At 64.3% G+C, this 22,251-nt stretch carries 10 protein-coding genes; 8 read left to right on the plus strand and 2 right to left on the minus strand.

Going from position 1 to position 22,251, the window contains the following annotated elements; translation table 11 throughout:
* Positions 1-380 precede the first annotated feature (380 nt).
* The 8 genes from D0Z70_RS06000 to D0Z70_RS06035 all read left to right on the plus strand — a co-directional run bounded on the left by D0Z70_RS06000 (position 381) and on the right by D0Z70_RS06035 (position 18,606).
* Positions 381-3,074, plus strand: coding sequence for a TonB-dependent receptor (locus D0Z70_RS06000; RefSeq protein ID WP_239018826.1), 2,694 nt, complete (start codon positions 381-383; stop codon positions 3,072-3,074).
* Positions 3,075-3,288: 214 nt separating this feature from the next.
* Entirely contained in the window at positions 3,289-5,562 is a 2,274-nt protein-coding gene (locus D0Z70_RS06005) for a beta-N-acetylhexosaminidase (RefSeq protein WP_119744543.1), read from the plus strand.
* The gene (locus D0Z70_RS06010; protein WP_119744544.1) at positions 5,562-8,183 is read left to right on the plus strand and encodes a beta-mannosidase; all 2,622 of its coding nucleotides are present in this window, start codon (positions 5,562-5,564) and stop codon (positions 8,181-8,183) included. Before D0Z70_RS06005 ends, D0Z70_RS06010 begins: the two co-directional genes overlap by 1 nt.
* A gap of 5 nt (positions 8,184-8,188) precedes the next feature.
* Positions 8,189-10,729: a glycoside hydrolase family 3 C-terminal domain-containing protein gene (locus D0Z70_RS06015; RefSeq protein ID WP_119744545.1), complete on the plus strand. Its 2,541-nt coding sequence runs from the start codon at positions 8,189-8,191 to the stop codon at positions 10,727-10,729.
* A complete protein-coding gene (locus D0Z70_RS06020; protein ID WP_119744546.1) occupies positions 10,726-12,153 on the plus strand; it encodes a glycoside hydrolase family 125 protein in 1,428 nt (475 codons plus the stop codon). Before D0Z70_RS06015 ends, D0Z70_RS06020 begins: the two co-directional genes overlap by 4 nt.
* Entirely contained in the window at positions 12,150-14,444 is a 2,295-nt protein-coding gene (locus D0Z70_RS06025) for a GH92 family glycosyl hydrolase (protein WP_119744547.1), read from the plus strand. Before D0Z70_RS06020 ends, D0Z70_RS06025 begins: the two co-directional genes overlap by 4 nt.
* Positions 14,441-16,702, plus strand: a complete 2,262-nt coding sequence (locus D0Z70_RS06030; protein ID WP_119744548.1) for a hypothetical protein — start codon at positions 14,441-14,443, stop codon at positions 16,700-16,702. The genes D0Z70_RS06025 and D0Z70_RS06030 overlap by 4 nt, the downstream gene beginning before the upstream one ends.
* A complete protein-coding gene (locus tag D0Z70_RS06035; RefSeq protein ID WP_119744549.1) occupies positions 16,699-18,606 on the plus strand; it encodes an alpha-L-fucosidase in 1,908 nt (635 codons plus the stop codon). The genes D0Z70_RS06030 and D0Z70_RS06035 overlap by 4 nt, the downstream gene beginning before the upstream one ends.
* A 16-nt stretch (positions 18,607-18,622) precedes the next feature.
* Here D0Z70_RS06035 and galA read toward each other — a convergent pair whose 3' ends face one another.
* Together galA and D0Z70_RS06045 are read right to left on the minus strand one after the other, a co-directional pair.
* Complete coding sequence (gene galA / locus D0Z70_RS06040) at positions 18,623-21,508, minus strand: beta-galactosidase GalA (protein ID WP_119744550.1); 2,886 nt, start codon at positions 21,506-21,508, stop codon at positions 18,623-18,625.
* A complete protein-coding gene (locus D0Z70_RS06045; RefSeq protein ID WP_119744551.1) occupies positions 21,505-22,248 on the minus strand; it encodes a copper homeostasis protein CutC in 744 nt (247 codons plus the stop codon). Before D0Z70_RS06045 ends, galA begins: the two co-directional genes overlap by 4 nt.
* Positions 22,249-22,251 lie beyond the last annotated feature (3 nt).

Here is a 22,251-nt window from a genome sequence, read left to right on the forward strand (position 1 = left end):
TAGGCGCTGCACGCCAATATGCGTATTTTCAATAGGGGAAACGGTCACTTCGGCACCGAGACGACGGATTGGAAGCCAGGCGAAGCGTGCGGATCACGCGATCAAGTCACCTGCCAATTCTCTCGGCAAGAGGTTGAAAAGGGTGTCATTTATCAAATTATCGCTTTATATTCAGATATTTATCATAATGTTTCTGCCAAATGGCAAATTTATGTAGATTTTATCCGTCCAGGATATACGATCAACAATACCAAGTGCGACATTTATAATACCTAATAGAAACCATTAATGCGCTTACAACAGGTCGCTACACAGGCTCTTGCCGAGAATCGCCGCAGGAGTCGAAGGACAGAGGGTATATTATGGCTTTGCGACATTTCATGCTGTTCACCACAAGCGCTATGGCCCTGTTGCCAGCAGCCGTTTCCGCGCAGCAAGCCGCTCCGGCGCCCGATCCGCAGGGCGAAATCGTCGTTACGGGTATCCGCGCGAGCCTGCGCAATGCCATCAACGTCAAGAAGCAGGCCAATGCGGTCGTCGATGTCATCACATCGGAAGATATTGGCAAATTCCCTGATCGCAATGTGGCCGAATCCCTGTCGCACATTCCGGGCGTGTCCATCGATCGCCGTTTTGGCGAGGGTGAGAAGGTTGCGATCCACGGCACCGACCCCGCGCTCAACCGGATGCTGCTGGACGGGCACGCCGTGGCATCGGCAGACTGGGGTGGCAATGACAATGACCCCACCAGCCGCACCTTCAACTATTCGCTGCTCGCCCCCGAACTGGTCGAGCGACTGGAAGTCTATAAGTCCCCCGAACCGCGCATCGACGAAGGGTCGATCGGCGGCACCGTCATCGTGCGCACGCGGCGCCCACTCGAAACTCCGGCCAATAGCGTCTTTGCGTCGGGCGGCTATTCGTGGAACGACCGTGCGGAGAAGGGCAATATTCGTGCGTCCGGCCTGTATAGCTGGAAAAATCAGGATGAGACATTCGGCATCCTTGCCGCGGTTACTTATGACAAACAGAATCTGACACGGGCAGGCGTGGAATTTTTCGGTTTCGAAAATGCCGGCAGCCGCTTCTTCAACACAGCGGCCGACGGCAGCTTCACGCTGAAAAATCCAAATGCCACCGTTACCGGCGGCACGCTGGCGGACCTCTACAACGCCAAGAGCCCCTTTGGCATCAACTATGCCTATTTCACGCAGCAGCGTAAGCGCATCAGCTATTCGGGCACGATGCAGTTTAAGCCGACCGATAGTCTGACGTTGACGCTGACCGGCCTGCGTATCGACGGCAACTATAATAATAGCAGCCAGTCCATGTATGTCATTCCCGGCGCTTGGAGCGGCGACGTCCTGCAATCGGCCACGGTCAATGACGGGGTCGTGACCGCTGCCAGCTTCGGCGCTGCATCGGCCAACAGCCAGAGTTCGCAGCTGGATTTGCTGGTGCGCAAAACCAAGCTCACGACCAACAACCTCAATCTGGAGGCCGAATGGAAGAGTGACAGCGGCGCTAGCTTTACCGCCACTGGCGGCTGGAGCCGCGCGGTCGGTGGCCGCAACCCCGAATATCTGCTCGATGTCCGTACCGACCTGCCCTACAGCTACAGCTTCACGCCCAACAGCGCTGAAGTCAATTATGACGGCGACCTGACCGATCCGGCCAATTATCGTCGCAGCAACAGCGCGCAGGCACAGACGATCGACGGCCAGCCGATCATCTATAATGGCACCCAACTCGTCGCGGCACGGGCGGGTGGCATCGACTTTTCCAGAACGATCGACCGTGATTATTATGCCGGATACGACGCCGTCATTCCGGTCGCCTTCGGACCGTTCACCGAAGTGCGGATTGGCGGCAAATATACCAAGCATCGCAACCGCCTGAACGCTGCGGGCTTCAACAATTATGATCTGTCGGGCGGTTACACGTTAGCCAGCCTGGGCGTCGATACCATCACCACGCCAAACGGTGCCTTTGACGGCACGGGCGGGACAGGCAATGCCACCCAATATATCAATCTGCCGGCCCAGGCGGTCATCGACATTCTCGCCAATTCGGTGAACATCGCCGTGGACAAGCCGACGGCATCCTACATTGTCGACGAAGAAGTCGCCGCCAATTATGTCCAGTTCAATTTCGAGCAGGGCGGGTTCCGCGGTAATATCGGCGGCCGTCTGGTCTACACCAAGAATAGCTCGGCCTTTACCGCGCAGGTCGCGCAGGGGGATGGCGCGCTGCCCGTGCTGGTCCCCGGCCGCGTCAACAATGATTATCTGAAGTTCCTGCCCAGCTTCAACATCGCCTATGATACCGGCAGCAACGTCATCCTGCGCGGCAGCGTAGCGAAGGTGATCGCACGCCCCCGCTACGAACAGCTGGGCGGATCGATCGGCCGCAACGACATCACGCTGGACGCGAGCGGTGGCAACCCGAACCTGAAGCCCTATCAGTCGACCAACTATGAGTTGTCCGCCGAATGGTATCCCAAGGCAGGTATGCTCTTCTCGCTGGAACTGTTCCGCCGCGAAGTGAAGGATTATATCTATAACGGCATCACGCAGCAGACTTTCTTCAACGAACTGCTGCAACAGAATCAGGTGTATAATGTGTCGCAGCCGATCAATGGCGGCAAGGCGACGGTGAACGGCGTGCTGGTGTCAGGCCAAGCGGAAATCTGGGGCGGTTTTGGCATCCAGGCCAATTATAGCTTTGCCGACAGCTCGACCGACGAAGGGCTGAATTTGCCCTATCTGTCGAAGCATACGGTCAACATCATTCCCTATTTCGAAAGTGGTCCGTTCCAGGCGCGGCTGAGCTATAATTATCGCTCCGCCTATTTCCGGGCGATCGGTCGCCTGAATTCGGTGGATATGGTCGCGCCCTATAACCAGCTCGATTTCTCGGCCAGCTACGCGATCACACCGAATATCACCTTGACGGCCAACGCACAGAATTTGCTGGACGAAACCTATATTCAATATGCCGGCACGCGCGCCACGCCGACGGCCTTCTACAAGAATGGCCGGACCTATGCCGGCAGCGTCAGCGTGCGCTTTTGATGATTGGGAACGTCCTTCGCCCCGTCGCTGCGCCGCATCGCGGGTCGGCAGGACGTTCCCCGACCCTCTTCATGTCTGCCCACTCTCTCCAACACGGGCAGATATGATCTAGGCAGGCAACTGCCGCGGGCGGCCCACTGCACGGGGTCGCCCGTCCTTGTTTTCGTGACCGGCGGATTGCACAACTGATCTGTCATCATAATGGAGCCCTGCAATGCGTCGTCTCCTCGCCCTTTCGATCGCTCTAGCCGCAGCGCCTGCCGCAGCGCAGACCGCGCTTCCGCTGATCCCCATGCCCGCCCGCATTGCGCCGAGCGCGGGGACGCTCCGCATCGCCGCCGGGTCGCTCGTCAGCGCACCGGGAAATGATGTGGGCGCGGCCAAGGCGGCGAAGCTGCTGATCTCGCAGGTCCAGAAGGATCGCGGTATCGCTCTTGCTTCGGGTGCAGGCGGGGTGATCCGGTTCGAGCGTGACGCTTCGGTCGACGCTGCCGAGGGATATCGGCTGGATGTGACGCCGCAGGGCGCGACCATAAGGGCGCGCGAGGATCGCGGCCTGATCTGGGGCGCGATGACATTGGCGCAACTCTTGTCCCCTGACGCCAGGTTCGGGCAGGCCGTCACTTTACCGGCGGTTTCGATTGAGGATGCGCCCCGTTTCGTCTGGCGCGGGCTGATGATGGACGTGGCGCGGCATTTCCAGCCGGTCGAAACCCTCTATCCGATCATCGATGCGATGGCGGCGCAGAAACTCAATACGCTGCACTTGCATCTGACCGATGATCAGGGATGGCGCGTCGAGATCAAGCGCTATCCCAAGCTGACGGAAATCGGCGGCTGGCGCACGCCGCCATCGTCGGGCGGCGCGCCGGGCGCAAAGGTTGGCGGCTTCTACACGCAGGACGAATTGAAGGCGCTGGTCGCCCATGCGGCCGATCGCGGCATCACCATCGTGCCGGAAATCGACATGCCGGGCCATGCCCAGGCTGCTGTCGCGGCCTACCCCGAAGAAATAGGCGTGCTGGGCGACCGCCCCGATGTCAGCCATGATTGGGGCATCAATCCCTGGCTCTTTTCCCCGTCCGACCGCAGCATGGGTTTCATCCGCAATGTGCTGGACGAGTTGATGGCCATATTCCCGTCGCCGTTCATCCATGTCGGCGGGGACGAAGCGGTCAAGGACCAGTGGCAGCGTTCGCCGCTGGTTCAGGCGCAGATGAAGAAAATGGGCATCAAGACCGAAAACCAGATGCAGGGCTGGATGATCGCGCAGCTGGGCCAATATCTCTCGTCCAAGGGCCGCCGCCTGATCGGCTGGGACGAGATATTGGAGGGCGACGTGCCGACCAGCGCGTCGGTCATGTCCTGGCGCGGCGAGAAGGGCGCGGTCGAGGCGGCGAACAAGGGGCATGACGTCGTCCTGGCCCCCGCCCCCATTCTCTATTTCGACAGTCTCCAGTCCGACCGCAGCGACGAGCCGCCCGGCCGCCTGTCGATCCAGACGCTGGAACAGGTCTATGCGTTTGAACCGGTGGCCGCAGGCGTGTCCGCCGACAATGCGCGGCATGTGCTTGGCGCGCAGGCAACCGCCTTCTCCGAATATCTGGCGACGGCGAAGCAGAAGGAACATGCGATCTTTCCCCGCCTGTCCGCCGTGGCGGAGTTGACATGGTCGGCCAGGGACAAGCGCGACTGGAAGGACTTTGTCGCGCGGCTCGATCCGCAGATGCTGCGTTACCAGCGCGAGGGCATAGCGGCGGCGGACAGCGCCTTCGCCGTCAACTTCAGGATGCAGGGCAGCCGGGGTGACGCGCTGCGCAGCGGCAAGGTGATGCTGGCCATGGACACCCAGGCGGGCGCGGGTGCCATCCGCTATGCGACGAACGGCAAGCTGGGCGGAAGGTCGCAGGCTTATTCCGCGCCACTGACAATCAGGACTGGCGCGAGTGTCGAGGCGGCAGCCTATCTGACCGATGGCCGTGCCGCCGCCGCGCCGCGCCGTTTCGATGCTTCCCGCGCCGCACTGCTCCGTGCGACCGCATCCGATCTGGTCGCTTGCCCCAAGGGCGCGCTTGGCCTGCGCGTGCCGCTGGTATCGGGCCAGAGCGAGGATGCCCCGGCGTTCAACGTCAATATCTTCGACACCTGCACCCAATGGGCTGACGCGCCGCTGGGCGAGGCGAAAGCGGTCACGATCGCGGTCGCCCGCCTGCCGCGCCATTATGGTCTGGCGCATGAAGAAAGTGCTTTGCGGGCGCATTATGCGGTGACCGCGCATGGCGAGCTGGTCGTGCGGGCTGGCGGATGCGAGGGCGCGGTGGTTGGCACCTTTCCCCTGCCCGATCCAAAGAGCGCGCCCAACCGGATGACGTTCAGCGCGCCGGTTGCCGATCAGAAGGAGGACGCCAATCTCTGTTTCCAGTTCACGTCGCCCTTGTCCGATCCCTTCTATGCCGTCGAGAGCGTGACGCTGGCGGATCGTCGCTGATGCTGCGCACGACCCTCGCCCTGATGCTGGCGGCCGCTCCGGTTGCGGTGAGCGCCGGGCTACGCACCGACATCATGCTCGACAAGGGATGGGCGCTGCGCCTGTCGCCGGACGAAAAGGAGGCGGCCAAGGCGCATCCCAGGGCCGCAGCATGGCTGCCCGCGACCGTACCGGGGACGGTGCAGAGCGACCTGATGGACGCGAAGATCACGCCCGATCCGTTCGTCGGTCTCAACGAGGCGACGATCCAGTGGGTCGGACGCAGCGATTGGGAATATCGCGGACGGATCGACGCCAATGCAGCGCTGCTGGCGCGCGATCATATCGACCTGCTGTTTGACGGGCTGGATACGTTTGCGAGCGTGATTGTGAACGGGAAGGTAGTGCTGACCGCCAACAACGCGCATCGCCGGTGGCGCGCCGATGTGAAGCCGCTGCTGAAAGCAGGCGCGAACGAGATAATGATCCGCTTCGCATCGCCGCTCAAGACGTTGCAGCCCAAGATATTGCCGCTCTCCAACCCCTTGCCCGGCGAATATGACAGCGTCTTTGGTGACGAGCCGGAAGGTCGGCAGACATCGCCCTATATTCGCAAGCCCAAATATCATTATGGCTGGGACTGGGGGCCGCGCATCCTGAATATCGGGCCGAACGGCCCCATCAAAATCGAAGCGTGGGACAGCCTGCGCATCGAGAGCCTGCGGGTCGCGCAGGAGGCGGTGACACAAGCGGAAGCCCGCATCACCGCCAATCTGAACCTGGTCGCCGATCGCGGCGGTCAGGCGCGGGTGGAAACGACTGTTACTGGCCCGAACGGCCGGTCAGTCCTTTCCACCCGCAATATTCAGGTCACCGCTGGCGTCAATCAGGTCGCCGTGCCGGTATCGATCGACGCGCCGCAGCTCTGGTATCCCACCGGCTATGGCGCGCAGCCGCTCTACAAGGTCGCGGCGCGGGTCAGTTTCAACGGTGAGGATGCAGACCGGGCGGAGAAAAGCACTGGCCTGCGCACGGTCGAACTGGTGCGCGAAGCGGACGACAAGGGACGCGGGTTCATAATCAAAGTGAACGGCCTGCCGATCTTCATGAAGGGCGCCAATGTCATCCCGTTCGACAGCTTTGCGCCGCGCGTGACGGCGGAACGGATGGCGTCGATCCTGACGGACGCGCGCGACGCCAACATGAACATGGTCCGCATCTGGGGCGGCGGCCATTATCTGCCCGACAGCTTCTATGATGCCGCCGACCAGCTGGGCCTGATGGTCTGGCAGGATTTCATGTTTGGCGGCGCGGTGACGCCCTATGATCGCGATTTTCGCGAAAATGTCCGCATCGAGGCCGAAGAACAGGTCGCGCGGGTGCAGGCGCATCCATCGATCGTGCTGTGGTCGGGCAATAATGAAGTGCTGTCGGGCTGGGAAAACTGGTCCGACCGTATCGCTTTCAAGAAAAGGGTGGGTGCCGACGAGCAGGAGCGGATCGGTGTGGGCATGGCCATATTGTTCAACCAGGTTTTGCGCGATGCCGCAGAGCGACTGGACAGCGATGTGCCTTACTGGCCCGGATCGCCCAGCAGCAATTATGAGGGCAAGCCCGATGTCGATGGCGACGGCGATCGCCATTATTGGGACGTCTGGGGCGGCAAGAAGCCAGCTACCGCCTATCTCGACAGCTGCCCGCGCTTCATGTCCGAATATGGGCTTCAGGCGATGCCCGTCATGCCGACCATTCGCGCCTTTGCCGATGCCAAGGACCTGTCGATCACATCGCCGGTCATGCGCGCCCATCAGAAATTCCTGAAGGGTGAAGGACAGGAAAGATTGCTGTTCTATATCGAGCAGCGCTATCGCACGCCCCGCGACTTTGCCGACTTCGTCTATCTGAGCCAGGCGATGCAGGCCGATGGCATCGCCCTGGGGGCGCTGCACCATCGCGCCTGCCGCCCGCTCACCATGGGATCGCTATACTGGCAGTTGAACGATGTGTGGCCCGGCGCGTCCTGGTCGAGCATCGATTATGATGGTCGCTGGAAGGCGCTGCACTATGCCGCGCGCCGTTTCTTCGCGCCGGTCGCGATTGCGGCGGGCCGCCATGAGGATGGCAGGACGGACGTGTCGCTGATTTCCGACCGGACGACCCCGGTTGCGGCGACATGGCGGATTCGACGGGTCGATGTCGATGGCAGGGAGACGCTGGTGAAGGAAGGGACCGCGCCGCTCGCGCCGCTTTCCTCCCTGAAGGTTGGCGACCTTGGCGACGACATGCTGTTCGGCATGGCGGACAGGAGCCGCACCTTTGCAGTCGCGGACCTGATGGTGGATGGCAGGCAGGTATCGCGGGCCATCGTGTCGGCCCTGCCGGAAAAGGCGATGGCCCTGCCGGACCCCGGCCTGGTCGCACGCTGGTCGTTAAGCGCCGATGGCAAGCCGCAACTCACCGTCACGGCAACGCGCTTTGCGCGCGGACTATGGATCGGTTTCGGCACGATCGATGCCCGCGCGTCCGACAATTATGTCGATCTGCTGCCCGGTGAGAGCGTGACCGCTTCCATTGCATCGAAGGCGCCGCTTTCCACCCTGCAAAAGGCACTGGAGCTGCGTCATCTGGGAGATGGTCGTTGAGCGTGATGCTGGTCCTGCTGGCGGCGGCCACGCCTGTCGTCGATGCCGATATCCAGGCGAAAATCGCGTCGATGACAGCGGCGCAAAAGGCCGCGCAACTGCAATCGGGCGCACCGGCCGACGGCCCGGAACTGCCCGCCTATGACTATTGGAACGAGGCGCTGCACGGCCTGGCCCGCAATGGCGTGGCGACGGTATTCCCGCAGGCGATCGGCCTTGGCGCAACCTGGGACCCGGACCTGATGGAGCGGATCGGCACGGTGGTATCGACCGAGGCGCGCGCCAAATATAATGGCGTGCCTGGCAAGGACCGGCGGCGCTATCAGGGGCTGACCATATGGTCGCCCAACATCAATATTTTCCGCGATCCGCGCTGGGGCCGGGGACAGGAAACCTATGGTGAGGACCCGCGGCTGACCGGCAGCCTGGCCGTAGGCTATGTGAAGGGGTTGCAGGGACCGGACCTGTCGCAGCCCCGCGCCATCGCCACGCCCAAGCATCTGGTCGCACATAGCGGGCCGGAAGCCGGACGCGACAGTTTCAACGTCCAGTCCAGCGCCTATGATATGGAAGCGACATACCTGCCCGCCTTCCGCATGGCGCTGACGCAAGGCAAGGCGCTGTCGGTGATGTGTGCCTATAACAGCGTGCATGGCGTGCCGGTTTGTGCGTCCGACTGGCTGCTGAACCAGCGGGTGCGCAAGGATTGGGGCTTTGACGGGCTGGTCGTGTCGGATTGCGATGCGATCGGCAATATCAACCATTATCAGCGCTATCGCCAGACCAATGCTGCCGCGTCGGCGGTGGCGATCAATGCGGGCATGGACCTCAATTGCGGCAAAGCCTATGCCGCGCTGGACAAGGCGCTGGCGCAAGGGCTGACGACCAGCGCGACGGTCGATACTGCGCTTGCCCGTACTTTTGCGGTGCGCAAGGCGCTGGGTGACGCATTTGGCGCGAAGAGCCGGTGGGACAGCATCCCGGCGAGCGCCGTCAATACGGCGGCCAATCAGGCGCTAGCGCTGGAAGCGGCGCGCAAGTCGCTGGTGCTGCTCCAGAATGACGGCGTCCTGCCGCTGAAGCGCGGAGCGCGCATTGCTGTTGTTGGTCCCAATGCCGATAGTCTGGATGTGCTGGAGGCCAATTATCATGGCACGGCTGCTGATCCCGCAACGCCGCTGACGGCGCTGCGCAAAAGGTTCGACGTTCATTATGCCCAAGGATCGACCCTGGCGGAGGGCGTGCCGGTGGTCATCCCCGAAACCGCTTTTGCCACGGGTCTGAAAGCTGAATTTTTCGCTGACCCGGCCATGACCGGCGCGCCGATCATTACGCAGACCCACAACAAGGTCGATTTCGACTGGAACCGGACATCGCCAGCACCCGGCGTCCCGTCCGATCGCTATGGCGTGCGCTGGACCGGGACGTTGATGCCGGAAGGCGCAGGCGAACATGTCGTGCGAATCGATGTGCCGCGCTGTTTCGATTGCAATGGCCATGATGCGGTGCGGCTGTGGATCGATGACCAGCCGGTTATCGCCGATACAGGCGACAATAGCCAGGTAGAGGCACGGCTCGACTTTGATGATGCGCGGCCCCGCAAGATTCGGTTGGAACTGTCGCACGCCAGCGAGGATGAAGGCATACGCCTGACCTGGGTCGCGCCGCCCCTGCCCCAGCGCAGCTATGCCGTGGCGCAAGCGCGGGCCGCGGACGCCGTGGTCGCCTTTGTCGGCCTGTCGCCAGCGGTCGAGGGCGAAGCGCTCCAGATCGAAGTGCCGGGCTTTTCGGGGGGCGACCGCACCGATATTGCTTTGCCCCAGGCGCAGCAGCAATTGCTGGAGGCGGTGAAAGCCAGCGGCAGGCCATTGGTCGTCGTGCTGATGTCGGGCAGCGCGGTGGCCATGCAATGGGCCAAGGACAATGCCAATGCGATCATTGCTGCCTGGTATCCCGGTCAGGCGGGCGGCACGGCGATCAGCGACCTGATCGAGGGACGCTATGCCCCGTCCGGTCGCCTGCCCGTCACCTTCTACGCCAGAACCCGCGACCTGCCCGCCTTCGTCGATTATAATATGCGGGAGCGGACCTATCGCTATTTCCATGGCAGTCCGCTCTGGGGCTTTGGCCATGGCCTGAGCTACACGCAATTTGCCTATGACCGGGCCGAAGCGCCACCGGAGATAGCTGCCGGAGCCACGCTGACCATCACGGCGCGACTGCGTAACAGCGGCGATCGTGATGGTGAGGAAGTGGCGCAGGCCTATCTGATCCCGCCCGAAGAATTGCGACGGATCGGCGATTTCAACGATCCGCTGTTGCGCCACAGCCTGGTCGGCTTCCAGCGGGTGATGCTCAAGAAAGGCAAGGACAAGATAGTGAGTTTCACGCTCGATCCGCGCGCCTTGTCGACAGTGGATCGTGATGGCCTGCGGGCGGTGCGGCCCGGCGCCTATCGCCTGTTTATCGGTGGTGGACAGCCGGGCGAAGCAAGCGGCGTGGAGGTTCCCTTCACGATCAGCGGAATGCAGGAATTGCCCAAATGAGGATGGATCGCCGCGCCATGATCGCCGCCAGTCTGGCCATGGCGGCGACGCCAGCCGTCGGCGCTGCGCCGCGCGCCGCCAGCAAGCGCCCTGCCCCGGCCGATCGCCGCTTCACCAGCCCGGCGGTAGAGCGCGAGATTGCCCGTATTTCGGCGCGGATCGGCGATCCCGAACTGCGATGGATGTTCGGCAATTGCTATCCCAACACGCTCGATACGACCGTGTTCATGGACGAAGTGGACGGCAGGCCAGACGCCTTCGTCATCACCGGCGACATTGAATGTCTGTGGCTGCGCGACAGTTCGGCGCAGCTTAATCCCTATGTGCATCTGGCGCGCGACGATGCCGCACTGCGCCAGCTGTTCCGCGGTCTGATCGCCCGGCAGGCACGTTCGATCCTGATCGATCCCTATGCCAATGCCTTCATGCGCGATCCCGCCGCCAGGACCAGCCTGCCCTGGGCGCTGGCCGACGATACCGACATGAAACCGGGTGTCGCGGAGCGGAAATGGGAGGTGGACTCGCTCTGCTATCCGATGCGGCTGGCGCATGATTATTGGCGTGCGAGCGGCGATGCCGCGCCGTTCGATGCGCTGTGGCGTGACGGTGCGCGCGCCAGCATCCGCACCTTCCGCGAACAGCAGCGCAAGGATGGTCCCGGTCCCTATCGCTTCTTGCGGCGCGACAGGCTGGCCACCGAAACGCTGATCCTGAACGGCTATGGCGCGCCGACACGCAAGGTCGGGATGATCCACAGCATGTATCGCCCGTCCGACGATGCCTGCATCTTTCCCTTCCTGGTCCCCGCCAATCTGTTCGCGGTGGCGGCGCTGCGCAAACTGGCGATCGTGGCGAGCGAGGCAGCGAAGGACGATGCGCTGGCCCGCGATGCCAAGGCACTGGCCGATGAGGTCGAGGTTGCCACCCGCGCCCATGGGACGATGATCGATCCGGCCACCGGCGACCGGCTCTGGGCCTATGAGGTGGATGGTTTTGGTAACGGCCATTTCATGGACGACGCCAATGTTCCGAGCCTGTCGGCGCTGGCCTATCTGGGCGCGGTGCCCGCCGATGACCCGCTGTTCCGGCGGACGGCTGCGGCCGCGTGGAGCGAGCGCAACCCCTATTTCTTCAAGGGCAAGGCCGCCGAGGGGATTGGCGGTCCCCATGCCGGGTTGCGCATGATCTGGCCCATGGCGATCGTCATGCGCGCCATGAACAGCGAGGATGACGCCATCATCCGCCAGTGCCTGCGCTGGCTCAAGGCCAGTCATGCCGGGACCGGTTTCATGCATGAGGCTTTCGATCAGGATGATCCCAAGAGCTTTACGCGCCACTGGTTCGCCTGGGCCAACGGGCTGTTCGGAGAGCTGATGCTTGACCTCGCGCGGCGCAAGCCTGCTTTGCTGGGAGAGAGAGTATGACCCGCCTGACCCGCCGCGCGCTGCTGGCGAGCAGCGGTGCGCTGACGCTGGCCGGAGCCTTCCGGCTGGATGCCGCGACGGTGGCAGCGACCCCGCCCGACCTGTTCGTCGGCACCGGTGGTGATGGCCACACCTTCCCCGGCGCGTCCATGCCCTTTGGCATGGTGCAATTGTCGCCCGACACCGACACGGCGCGATGGGACACCTGTTCGGGCTATCATCATGGCGATGCGTCGCTGCTGGGCTTTTCACACAGCCATTTGTCGGGGACCGGGATCGGCGATATGCTGGACTTGCTGGTGGTGCCGACGCGCGGCCCGGTGCGCTTGCAGCCGGGGCCGATCGACCTGTCCGAACCGGGCTATCGCCAGCGATATAGCGGTGAGCGGGCCGAGCCGGGCTATTATGCCGTCATGCTGGAAAGCGGGGTACGGGCGGAACTGACGGTGACGCCGCGGACCGGCATCCATCGCTATCATTTCCCCGCAGGGCCGGGCCATGTGCTGATCGACCTGAGCCACCTCGTCATGGAAGGGCCGGGCGAGGCGCCGCTGATCGACGAGGCGGCGCTGCGTTGGGACGGCATGATGCTGACCGGCACGCGGCGGGTGTTTCGCTGGGCGAAGGGGCGGCGCATCTTCTTTGCGATGCAATTGTCCCGGCAGCCGGACGGAATCGATTTTTTCGGTGATGAGGATGCACCCGCAGGCTCCACCGGCGTCACCGGAAAGCGGCTGAAGGCCGTGCTGCATTTTGACGATGCCGGACGGGTGCCGTTGCTGATCCGCTGTGGCATATCGGCGGTCGATCAGCATGGGGCCATCGCCAATCTGAAGGCCGAGGCGCGGCATTGGAATTTCGATCGCTATCGCGCTGCCGCGAAAAAGGCCTGGGATGCGGAACTGGGCCATATTCAGGTGGAAGGCGGCACGGCGGAGCAGCGCACGATCCTGTCTTCGGCGCTGTATCATGCAAGCCTGGGGCCGACGCTCTTTTCCGATGTCGACGGGCACTATGTCGGGCTGGATCGGCAGGTTCACCAGCTGGCCGATGGCGAGCAGGCCTATAGCGCCTATTCGCTATGGGACACCTATCGCGCCTTTCACCCGCTCCAGACCTTGATCCGGCCAAAGCAGGCGGCGGCGTTCACGTCCGACCTGATCCGCCAGACGCAGCAAAGCCCGTTCGGGCCGCCGGTCTGGCCATTGCAGGGCGTGGAGACCGGCTGCATGATTGGCTGGCACAGCGTTGCGGTGCTGGCCGAAGCGCGGGCCAAGGGCATCCCTGCCGATTATGCCGCTGCCTGGCCGGGGATCGAGAAGCGGCTGTTCGACTGGTCGACCCCGCATCTCGACAACAGCCTGGGCATTCGCGAATATGACGAGATGGGGTTCATCCCCGCAGACCGCATTTTTGAAAGCGTGTCGCGCGTGCTGGAATATAGCTATGACGACTATGCCGCCGCGCATATCGCCGATGCCGCTGGCGCGGGCGAACGGGCAGCACGACTGCGGCAGCGGTGTGGCAACTGGCGCAATGTTTTCGATACGGAAACCGGCTTTGCCCGGCCGCGCCTAGCCGATGGGCGGTGGGCCGAACCCTTTGCCCCCAATGGCATTGGTCATTCCAAGAAGTGGCGCGATTTTACCGAGAGCAATAGCTGGCAGGCCACATTTCTGAACCAGCACGACGTGTATGGCCTGATCGCGGCAATGGGCGGGGACGCCGCTTTCGAGGCCAAGCTGGACGGGTTGTTTACCGCCGATTCCACCCTGCCCGAAGGCGCGCCGCCAGACATTAGCGGGCTGGTCGGCCAATATGCCCATGGCAATGAACCCAGCCATCATGTCGCCTATCTCTACGCCTATTGCGGGGCGGCGTGGAAAACGCAGGCGATGGTCCGGCGATTGATGGCGCAGATGTACAAGGCCGCGCCCGACGGCATTATCGGCAATGACGATTGCGGGCAGATGAGCGCCTGGTTCATCCTGTCGGCGCTGGGTTTCTATCCGGTCGATCCGGTGAGCGCGACCTATGTGCTGGGTAGTCCCCTGTTCGAGCGGGCGATCGTGCGGCTGGGCGAAGGCCGCAAACTGGTGATCGAGGCACCGGGGAACAGCGCCGCCACGCCCTATGTGCGCGCCGTCAGCTGGAACGGGCAGCCATGGACGAAAAGCTGGATCGGCCATGCCGATCTGGTCAGGGGCGGCACGCTGCGGTTCGAGATGAGCGACACGCCGAACAAAAGCTTTGCCGCGCGGGTCGAGGACCGCCCCGGCCACCCCGCATGAGCCTAGTCGCCGCCCTGATGCTGGCGACCGCGACCGGCGCAGTGCCCGCGCCGGTCGCGCTTCAATCCGTCTGCGTCGAGGGGGAGCCGGTCGCGGCCGGGCTGCTTCGGCAGAGGCTGGCGGAACGTGGCGCGCGAGCGGCGGGATGCGGGGTGCGCGTGCGGATGATCGAGGCGCGCGGGATGGCAGCAGAGGCGTTCCGCATCGACCGGCGGGGTGACAGCATCATGATCCGGGCCAAGGGAACCCGCGGCCTGATCTATGGCGCGGGATGGGTGCTGCGCCATACTGATGGCCTGATGTTGAGGCTGGATGCGCCGGTCGCCGAGCAGCCCCGGCAGGCGGTGCGTGGGACGCAGATCGGCTATCGGTTCAAGAATAACAGCTACGACGCCTGGACCCCGGCGATGCTGCGGCGGCGGATCGAGGATTTCGCGCTGTGGGGGGCAAACCGCATCCAGATCATCGCGCCGCGATCCGACGACGCGCCGACATCGCCGCTGATGCCGGTGCCGCCGGAGCAGGCGGTTGCTGCCATGGCAGGGGCAGCCGCAGCGCTGGGTCTGGATGTCGCGATTTTCTATCCCGCGCTGGAGGATTATGACGGCGGCGCAGCAGATGCTGCGGAGGCGGCGCGGCTCGATGTGCTGTTGCGCAGCCTGCCCAAGGTCGATGCGCTCTATATTCCCGGTGGCGACCCCGGCCATAGCCCGCCCGACCGGCTTTTCCCGCTCGCCCGGCGGCTGGCAGCCGTGTTGCGCGGGCGCTTTCCGAAGGCGGAACTGCTGTTGTCAACGCAGGGGTTCGATGCGGCGGGACTGGATGCCTTTTACACGCAGCTGGTGAAACAGCCGCGCTGGCTGAGCGGCATTTTCGTCGGGCCGCAGACGCGGGAGAGCGTGGCGGCGCATCTGCACCGGATCGCCGGGCGATATCCGGTCGAGCTGTATCCCGATACGGCCCATGCGATGCAGGCGCAGTTGCCGGTGCCGGACTGGCACCCGGCCTTTGCGCTGACGCAGGGGCGCGAGCCGGTGAACCCGCGACCGGCGGCGATGCAGGCGGCCTTCGATCATCTGTCGCCTGGGACACGGGGCGCGGTCAGCTATTCCGAAGGGGTCAATGACGACTGGAATGTCCATCAATGGCTGGCGCTGGGATGGAAAGCCGACACTGAGCTGGACATAGCAAAACAATATTCGCGCTTCTATATCGGCGACCTGGCCTTTGCCACGATCCCGGCGATGCTGGAGGCGAACTGGCGGGGCGATCCGGCGGACAATGTCGGGATTGATGCAACGCTTGACGCTATTGATCGCATCAAATCAACGCGTTGGCAGGCCGATCTTTATCGTTATCGCGCGGTCTATGACGCTTTGGTGCGCGCACGGTTGATGGGCGCGAGGGCGCGGCAGGCGGAGGCGCTGTATACGTTGCGGCAGACGCCGGGTATTGGGCCTGACGCAGCCGTGGCGGGCGCGCGCTTTGCCTATGCGCGGCCGGACGCGGAACGGGTGGCGACGCTGCACGAGCGTTTGGTGCTTCTGGCGGACCAACTATGGACGAAGGCCGGGATGCAGCTGTCGGTCGCGCGGCATGGCGCGTCCCACTGGCGGCGGGGTGCCAATCTGGACCGGGCGATGATCGACCTGAACGATAGGGTCGCGGTGGAGCGGGACATGACTGCGGCGCTGGCGTTGGCTACACGAGCCGAGCAGGTCAAAGCGCTGGTCGCGATCGGCGACCGGTGGGGCATGGCGGATTTGGCGCTTTACGATGATCTGGGCGACCCCGGTAATGAGCCGCATCTGGTGCGCGGGCCGGGCTATCCCGACGATCCGCAACTGTGGCGCAGTGCGATTGACGGGGTAGCTGGACATAGCCCGGACGAAGGCTGGCGCATGGCGGAACTCAGCTATGCCGAGGCGCTATATGAACAGCCGCTCATGCTTCATTATGAGGGGCTGGAAAAGAACCGCGCCTACCGGCTGCGCTACACATGGGCGGGCGAGGATTATGTGCTGCCGCTGACGCTGACCGCCAATGGGGTGCAACTGCCTGCCCCACCCGTGCGCAGCGCCAATCCGCAGCGCGTCGAACTGGCCATACCGCAAGCGCTGACCGCCGGTGGCACGCTCGACCTGAGCTGGACCCGACCGCCCGGCATCGGCGGCGGCGGGCGTGGACGGCAGATTGCCGAAGTGTGGCTGATCCCCCAGCCGTTGAACCAAGACTTGCCTAACGGAGCCAAACCATGACTGCCTATGTCACCCGTCGCACCCTGATGGCAGGATCGCTGATCGCGGGCGCCAGCGCCTGCGCGCCGCGCGGCCCGGCAGGCGTCATGACCCGCCCCGCCCTGCCCGCTCCATGGGGCGCGACGCCATCGCCGCGCCAGCTGAAATGGCATGACCGGCGCATGTATGCCTTCGTCCATTTTTCGATCAACACCTATACCGACAAGGAATGGGGCTATGGCGACGAAGATCCCAAGCTGTTCAATCCCACCGATTTCGATCCCGACCAGATCGTCGCGGCGGCGAAGGCCGGGGGCCTCAACGGCCTGATCATCACCGCCAAGCATCATGACGGTTTTTGCCTGTGGCCCACCATGCTGACCGACCATTGCATCCGGTCCAGCCCCTATAAGGACGGCAAGGGCGACATAGTGGGCGAACTGGAGCAGGCCTGCCGCCGCGCGAGCATTGGCTTTGGCGTCTATCTGTCGCCATGGGACCGCAACCGCGCCGATTACGGCACGCCCGCCTATATCGACTATTACCGGGCGCAACTGACCGAATTATGCACCCGCTATGGCGATTTGTTCGAGGTCTGGTTCGACGGGGCCAATGGCGGAGACGGCTATTATGGGGGGGCGCGGGAAACCCGCAAGATCGACGCCCCCGCCTATTATGACTGGCCCGCCATCGTCGCGCTGGTCCACCAGCTGCAACCGGGTGCCTGCACCTTCGATCCGCTGGGGGCCGACATACGCTGGGTCGGCAATGAGGATGGCCATGCCGGTGACCCATGCTGGCCGACCATGCCCGACGAACCCTATGACCAGGTGAAGGGCAATAGCGGGGTGCGCGGCGGCGCGCTGTGGTGGCCCGCCGAAACCAATGTGTCGATCCGGCCGGGCTGGTTCTATCATGCGGACGAGGATGCGCAGGTCAAGACGCCGCAAAAGCTGATGGCCATGTTCGACCAGTCGATCGGCCATGGCACGACATTCCACCTGAACCTGCCGCCTGACCGGCGCGGGCGGATTGCCGAGCGCGATGTTGCCAGCCTGACCGCCTTTGGCGATGCAGTGCGCGCGAGTTTCGCCACCGATCTGGCACGCGGCGCGGTGGCGAGCGCCAGCGCCGACATTGGCGGCACCGCCGGTCATGCGATCGACGGCAATCCTGAGAGTTTCTGGTGTGCGCCAGCCGATGCGCGCGACGCCAGCCTGACGCTGGACCTGGCCCCCGGCACGCGGTTCGACACGATCCGCTTGCAGGAATGGCTACCGCTAGGGCTGCGCACGACCAGTTTTGCCATCGACATCGCCGATGACGGGCAGGCGTGGCGGGAGGTCGCGCGCAAGGACATGGTGGGTCCGCAGCGGCTGGTCCGTCTGCCTGCGCCGGTGTCGCCGCGCCGGGTACGTTTCCGCGCCGTGGCGGCGGAGGCCGGGCCGACGCTGCGCGAATTTGCGCTTTTCCTGTCGGTTGCCCCGGTCACGCTGCCCCCGGCGCAAGTCAGCGATCCCAGCATCGTCGCGCGCGCCGGATGGACGATCATCGCCGCCAGTGCATCGGGCGGTGAGGCCATGCTGGATGATGATGCCAAGACGGCCTGGACCAGCCCTGCCCCGGCGATGCTGACCATCGATCTGGGCAAGGCGGAAACGCTGGCGGGATTTACGCTGACCCCGACCCGCCATGTCGATCCGCAGGCCGCGCCGCCCGCCCGCTATATGGTGGAAAGCAGCGTCGATGGCCAGCGCTGGAGCAAGGCGGAAGAGGGCGAGTTCCAGAATATCAACTATGCCCGCGCGACGCAGCGCATCCCCTTTTCCGCGCCACGCCCGGCGCGCTATGTGCGGCTGCGCTTCCCGCGCCCGGCGGTGCCTGCGCCCGCCATCGCGATCGCGACCATCGGGGCGTTCCGCTAAGGCATGGCGCGGGATGTCAGTCCCGCGCCTCCACCTGCACCCGGCCCAGCAGGCCCGACGGCTGCCCGGCGTCCGAATGGATAAGCAGCGCTACCTCCTTTGCATCGGGTGGCAGGTCGGCGACCAGCGGGCCGGTCGTCGTGTCGCTCCTGCTGGCCAGCAGGCGACCATCGACCCTTAGTTCGGCGCGCCCGGCGAGGGCCGCGAAACTGATCCGGCCACCATGCGCGATGATCGCCTTGCGCTGGGGCAGGGCCGCCCGATAGACGCGCCATTGCGGCGTGCTATCTGCAGGGGTCGGCGTGCCTGCGCGCATGAAGGCCCACAGATTATTGTCGCCATCGGCCGGGCGCAGCGCGGTATGGGGGCGATCGGCAAAGGCAGGCGAGCGCCGCCATTCGCTGACCAGCGTGCGAGGCGGTAGCGCCGGAACCGACGGGCGCGGGGGAATGGCGAGTTGCGGGAGGACAAGGCGGGCAGCCCGCAATCCGTCGGCCTGCGCCTCGACGCGGATCTGGCCTCGCCCGGTGCCTGCCTGCAGGATCATTTGCGCGAGGCCGTTGAACAGCGACCGTTTGGGTGCCTTTTCGCTTTCATGGCAATTGGGATCGCCATTGCCGACGCCAATCAGGGTCGCGCCGCTGATGGTGAAGCGCGCCATATTCTGCGCAACCGGGACATGGTGGCCGCGCGCATCAATGGCATCGATGGCGATGGCCAGGACATCCTCCCCATCGCCGCGCAGATGCGCGCGCGTGGGCGTGAGGCGCAGCGCGACGGCTGGACCGGCCGTATGGTGTGCGGCGCGGGCTACGACCTTCCCATCGCGCAACGCCTCCACTTCCAGCAGGCCGGGTTCATAGCTGGTCCTGACGGCCACGCCCATGATCCGGTCGCAGGGCTGGTCCGCCACGATCCGGCCATTGACCCGCACCCGCACCCGTGGCGCGTTGGAGGTTACCAGCAGGTCGATGGGCTGGCCTTCGCGCCCCGGCCAGGTCCAGTGCGGCGCGACACCCACGACTGGACGATCATCCAGCCATTGCGCACGGCGGATATCATAGGCGGTCTTGGCAAAGCCGCACAGGTCGAGAATGCCAAAGAAGCTGGCGATGGTCGGCCAATCATAAGGGGTGGGTTCGCCATGATAGTCGAACCCCGTCCAGACAAAGCCGCCCGCGACGAAGGGGCGCGTCGCAATCGCCTTCCATGCCTTGCGATGGGTGGCGCCCCAGGCTGCCGCTTCCTCATCCATGGAAGCGATGACATGGGCGCGCGCGTCGCTGGCATAGGCACCGCGCGTCATGAAGGCGCTGGTATCTTCCGAACTGGTGAGCGGCTGGCGCGGATTCAGCGCGTGGAAACGGTCATAATCGTCGGGATAATAGTTGAACCCCATGACATCGACGACCTGCGACACATTGTCGGGATCGTAGAAAGAACCGTTCATCGCCGCCGTGACCGGGCGACTGTCATCCAGCGCACGGACGGCCGCGCGCATCCGGCGGACCATCTCCACCCCCGCGCGCGTCCCCTGCATCGGTTCCTCGTTAAACACCGACCACAGGATGATGCTGGGATGGTTGCGATGGGCGCGGACCAGCCATTCCAGCTGCGCCAGATTTTCCGGCGCGGGATTGAAGATGCGGTTTTCGTCCATGACCAGAAAGCCCATCCGGTCGCACAGGGCATAAAATTCCTCCGCCTGCGCATTATGCGAGCAACGGATGGCGTTGCAGCCCATATCCTTGAGCCGCGCCAGCCGCCAGGCAAGCAGCGCGTCCGGCACCGCCACACCGACCCCGGCATGGTCGAGATGGACGCACACACCCTTGAGCTTGACGGGCGTGCCGTTGAGCAACAAGCCCCGGTCAGCGTCGAAGGCGATGGTGCGAAAGCCGATGGGGATGCTCCGCCGGTCGGTGCCGTCCGGCCCATCCAGCAGCAGATCGACGTTGTAGAGGGCGGGATCGTCAACCGACCAGAGGCGGGGTGCGGCGACCGGGATCGTCATGGCGACGCTGGCCTGCGTGAGGGGTGGCACGTCCAGCATCGCCTGCTGACGGCCTACCTCCCGCCCGTCCGGGCCTCGCAGGATGGCGGTGACGCGCACCGAACGCGGGTCGCGCGCGATGCTTTGGGCGGTCAGGGTGACGGGCACGCGCCATGCGCCATCCGCCTGCCGGGGATCGCAATGCACGCCGTCCGTGGCGATCGAAACAGCGGGGCGTCTGGCCAGCCAGGCATGGCGATAGAGGCCCGCGCCCTCATACCACCAGCCTTCCATCGCATTGGCATCGACGCGGATGGCGAGGACATTATCCTCCTCGCCAAAGCGGGCGAAGGGGGTGATGTCGATAGTGATCGCATTATAGGCAGAGAAATTGCGCGCGACGACGCTGCCATTGACCCAGATGGTCGCCTGCGTCGCGATGCCGCCGAAGTGCAATTCCAGCCGCTTGTCCCGGTCAGCCGGGTCGAGCCGGAAGGTGCGGCGATACCAGCCGATGCCGCGCGGGCGATAGCCCTGCGAGACGTTGGCGCTTTTGACGAACGGCTGGGCGGAGGCCCAGTCATGGGGCAGGCGCACCCTTTGCCAGTCGCCATCGTCCCAGTCGATCGCCGCCGGCCCACGGGCATTGCCTGCTTTCACCGATAAATAGGTCAGGTGATGGCCGATCGGCGGCGGCACGTCGATATCGCCTTCATGGAAACGCCAGCCTTCATCGAGCAGCAGGCGCGAGGGATCGCTTTGCGGCAGGTGCCAGGGGGCGTCGTCACGGGAACCAAGGCCGTGGAGCAACGGCGAGGCGTCGGGTGCCGGGCGCGCGGTCGCGACGTCAGGCAGCAGGCTTGCCGCCAGACCGAGTGTCAGGGTTTCGCGGCGGTGGAGGCGGATCATTGGTCGATTGCCTCTCTGATGGCCCGCACCTGGGCAAGCGATGTGCGTCGCTGGTTACCGCGCGCAAATCCCAAGGCGAGGGCGTGGACATCGACCGCCTCTTTGTCTTCGCTGGCGGAGGCATGGACTGTCGACACGCCGGTGGCGGCGATGATCGCGCCGACATTGGCAGCGCGGACGCCTGCACCGGGCATGATGACGATCCGCCCGGCAGCGCGCGCCTGCATTGCAGCGATCATCGGCAGGGCGTCGATAGCCCGTGTCGCACCGCCCGATGTCAAGATATGGTCGAAGCCGAGATGGACGGCCTGATCGACGGCTGCGACCGGATCATCGACCAGATCGATTGCGCGATGCAGCGTCAGGCCGATGTCGGGGCGGACGGTTCGCATCGCCGCGGTCCAGTCGGACAATGCGGCATAGTCCAGTTGCCCGGCGCGCGCTGCGCCGAATACCAGCCCGTCCACGCCCTGCCCGATCAGCGCCAAACCCTCCGCCTGTGCGGTGGCAAGATCGCCCACGTCATAGGCAAAGTCGCCATCGCGCGGGCGGACCATGGCGCGGATGCTCATGCCCTGCTGCCGCACGGCGTCCACCGCCTGAGCCACCAGTCCAGCCGATGGGGTCAGGCCACCCAAGGCCAACGCGCTGCACAATTCTATCCGGTCCGCGCCTCCAGCCAGTGCGACATACAGGTCCGCCAAGGTTTCGACACAGACTTCCAGTTTACGCCTGATCATCAG

Origin of the sequence: Sphingobium terrigena, from assembly GCF_003591655.1 — a bacterium.
Lineage (GTDB): Bacteria > Pseudomonadota > Alphaproteobacteria > Sphingomonadales > Sphingomonadaceae > Sphingobium > Sphingobium terrigena.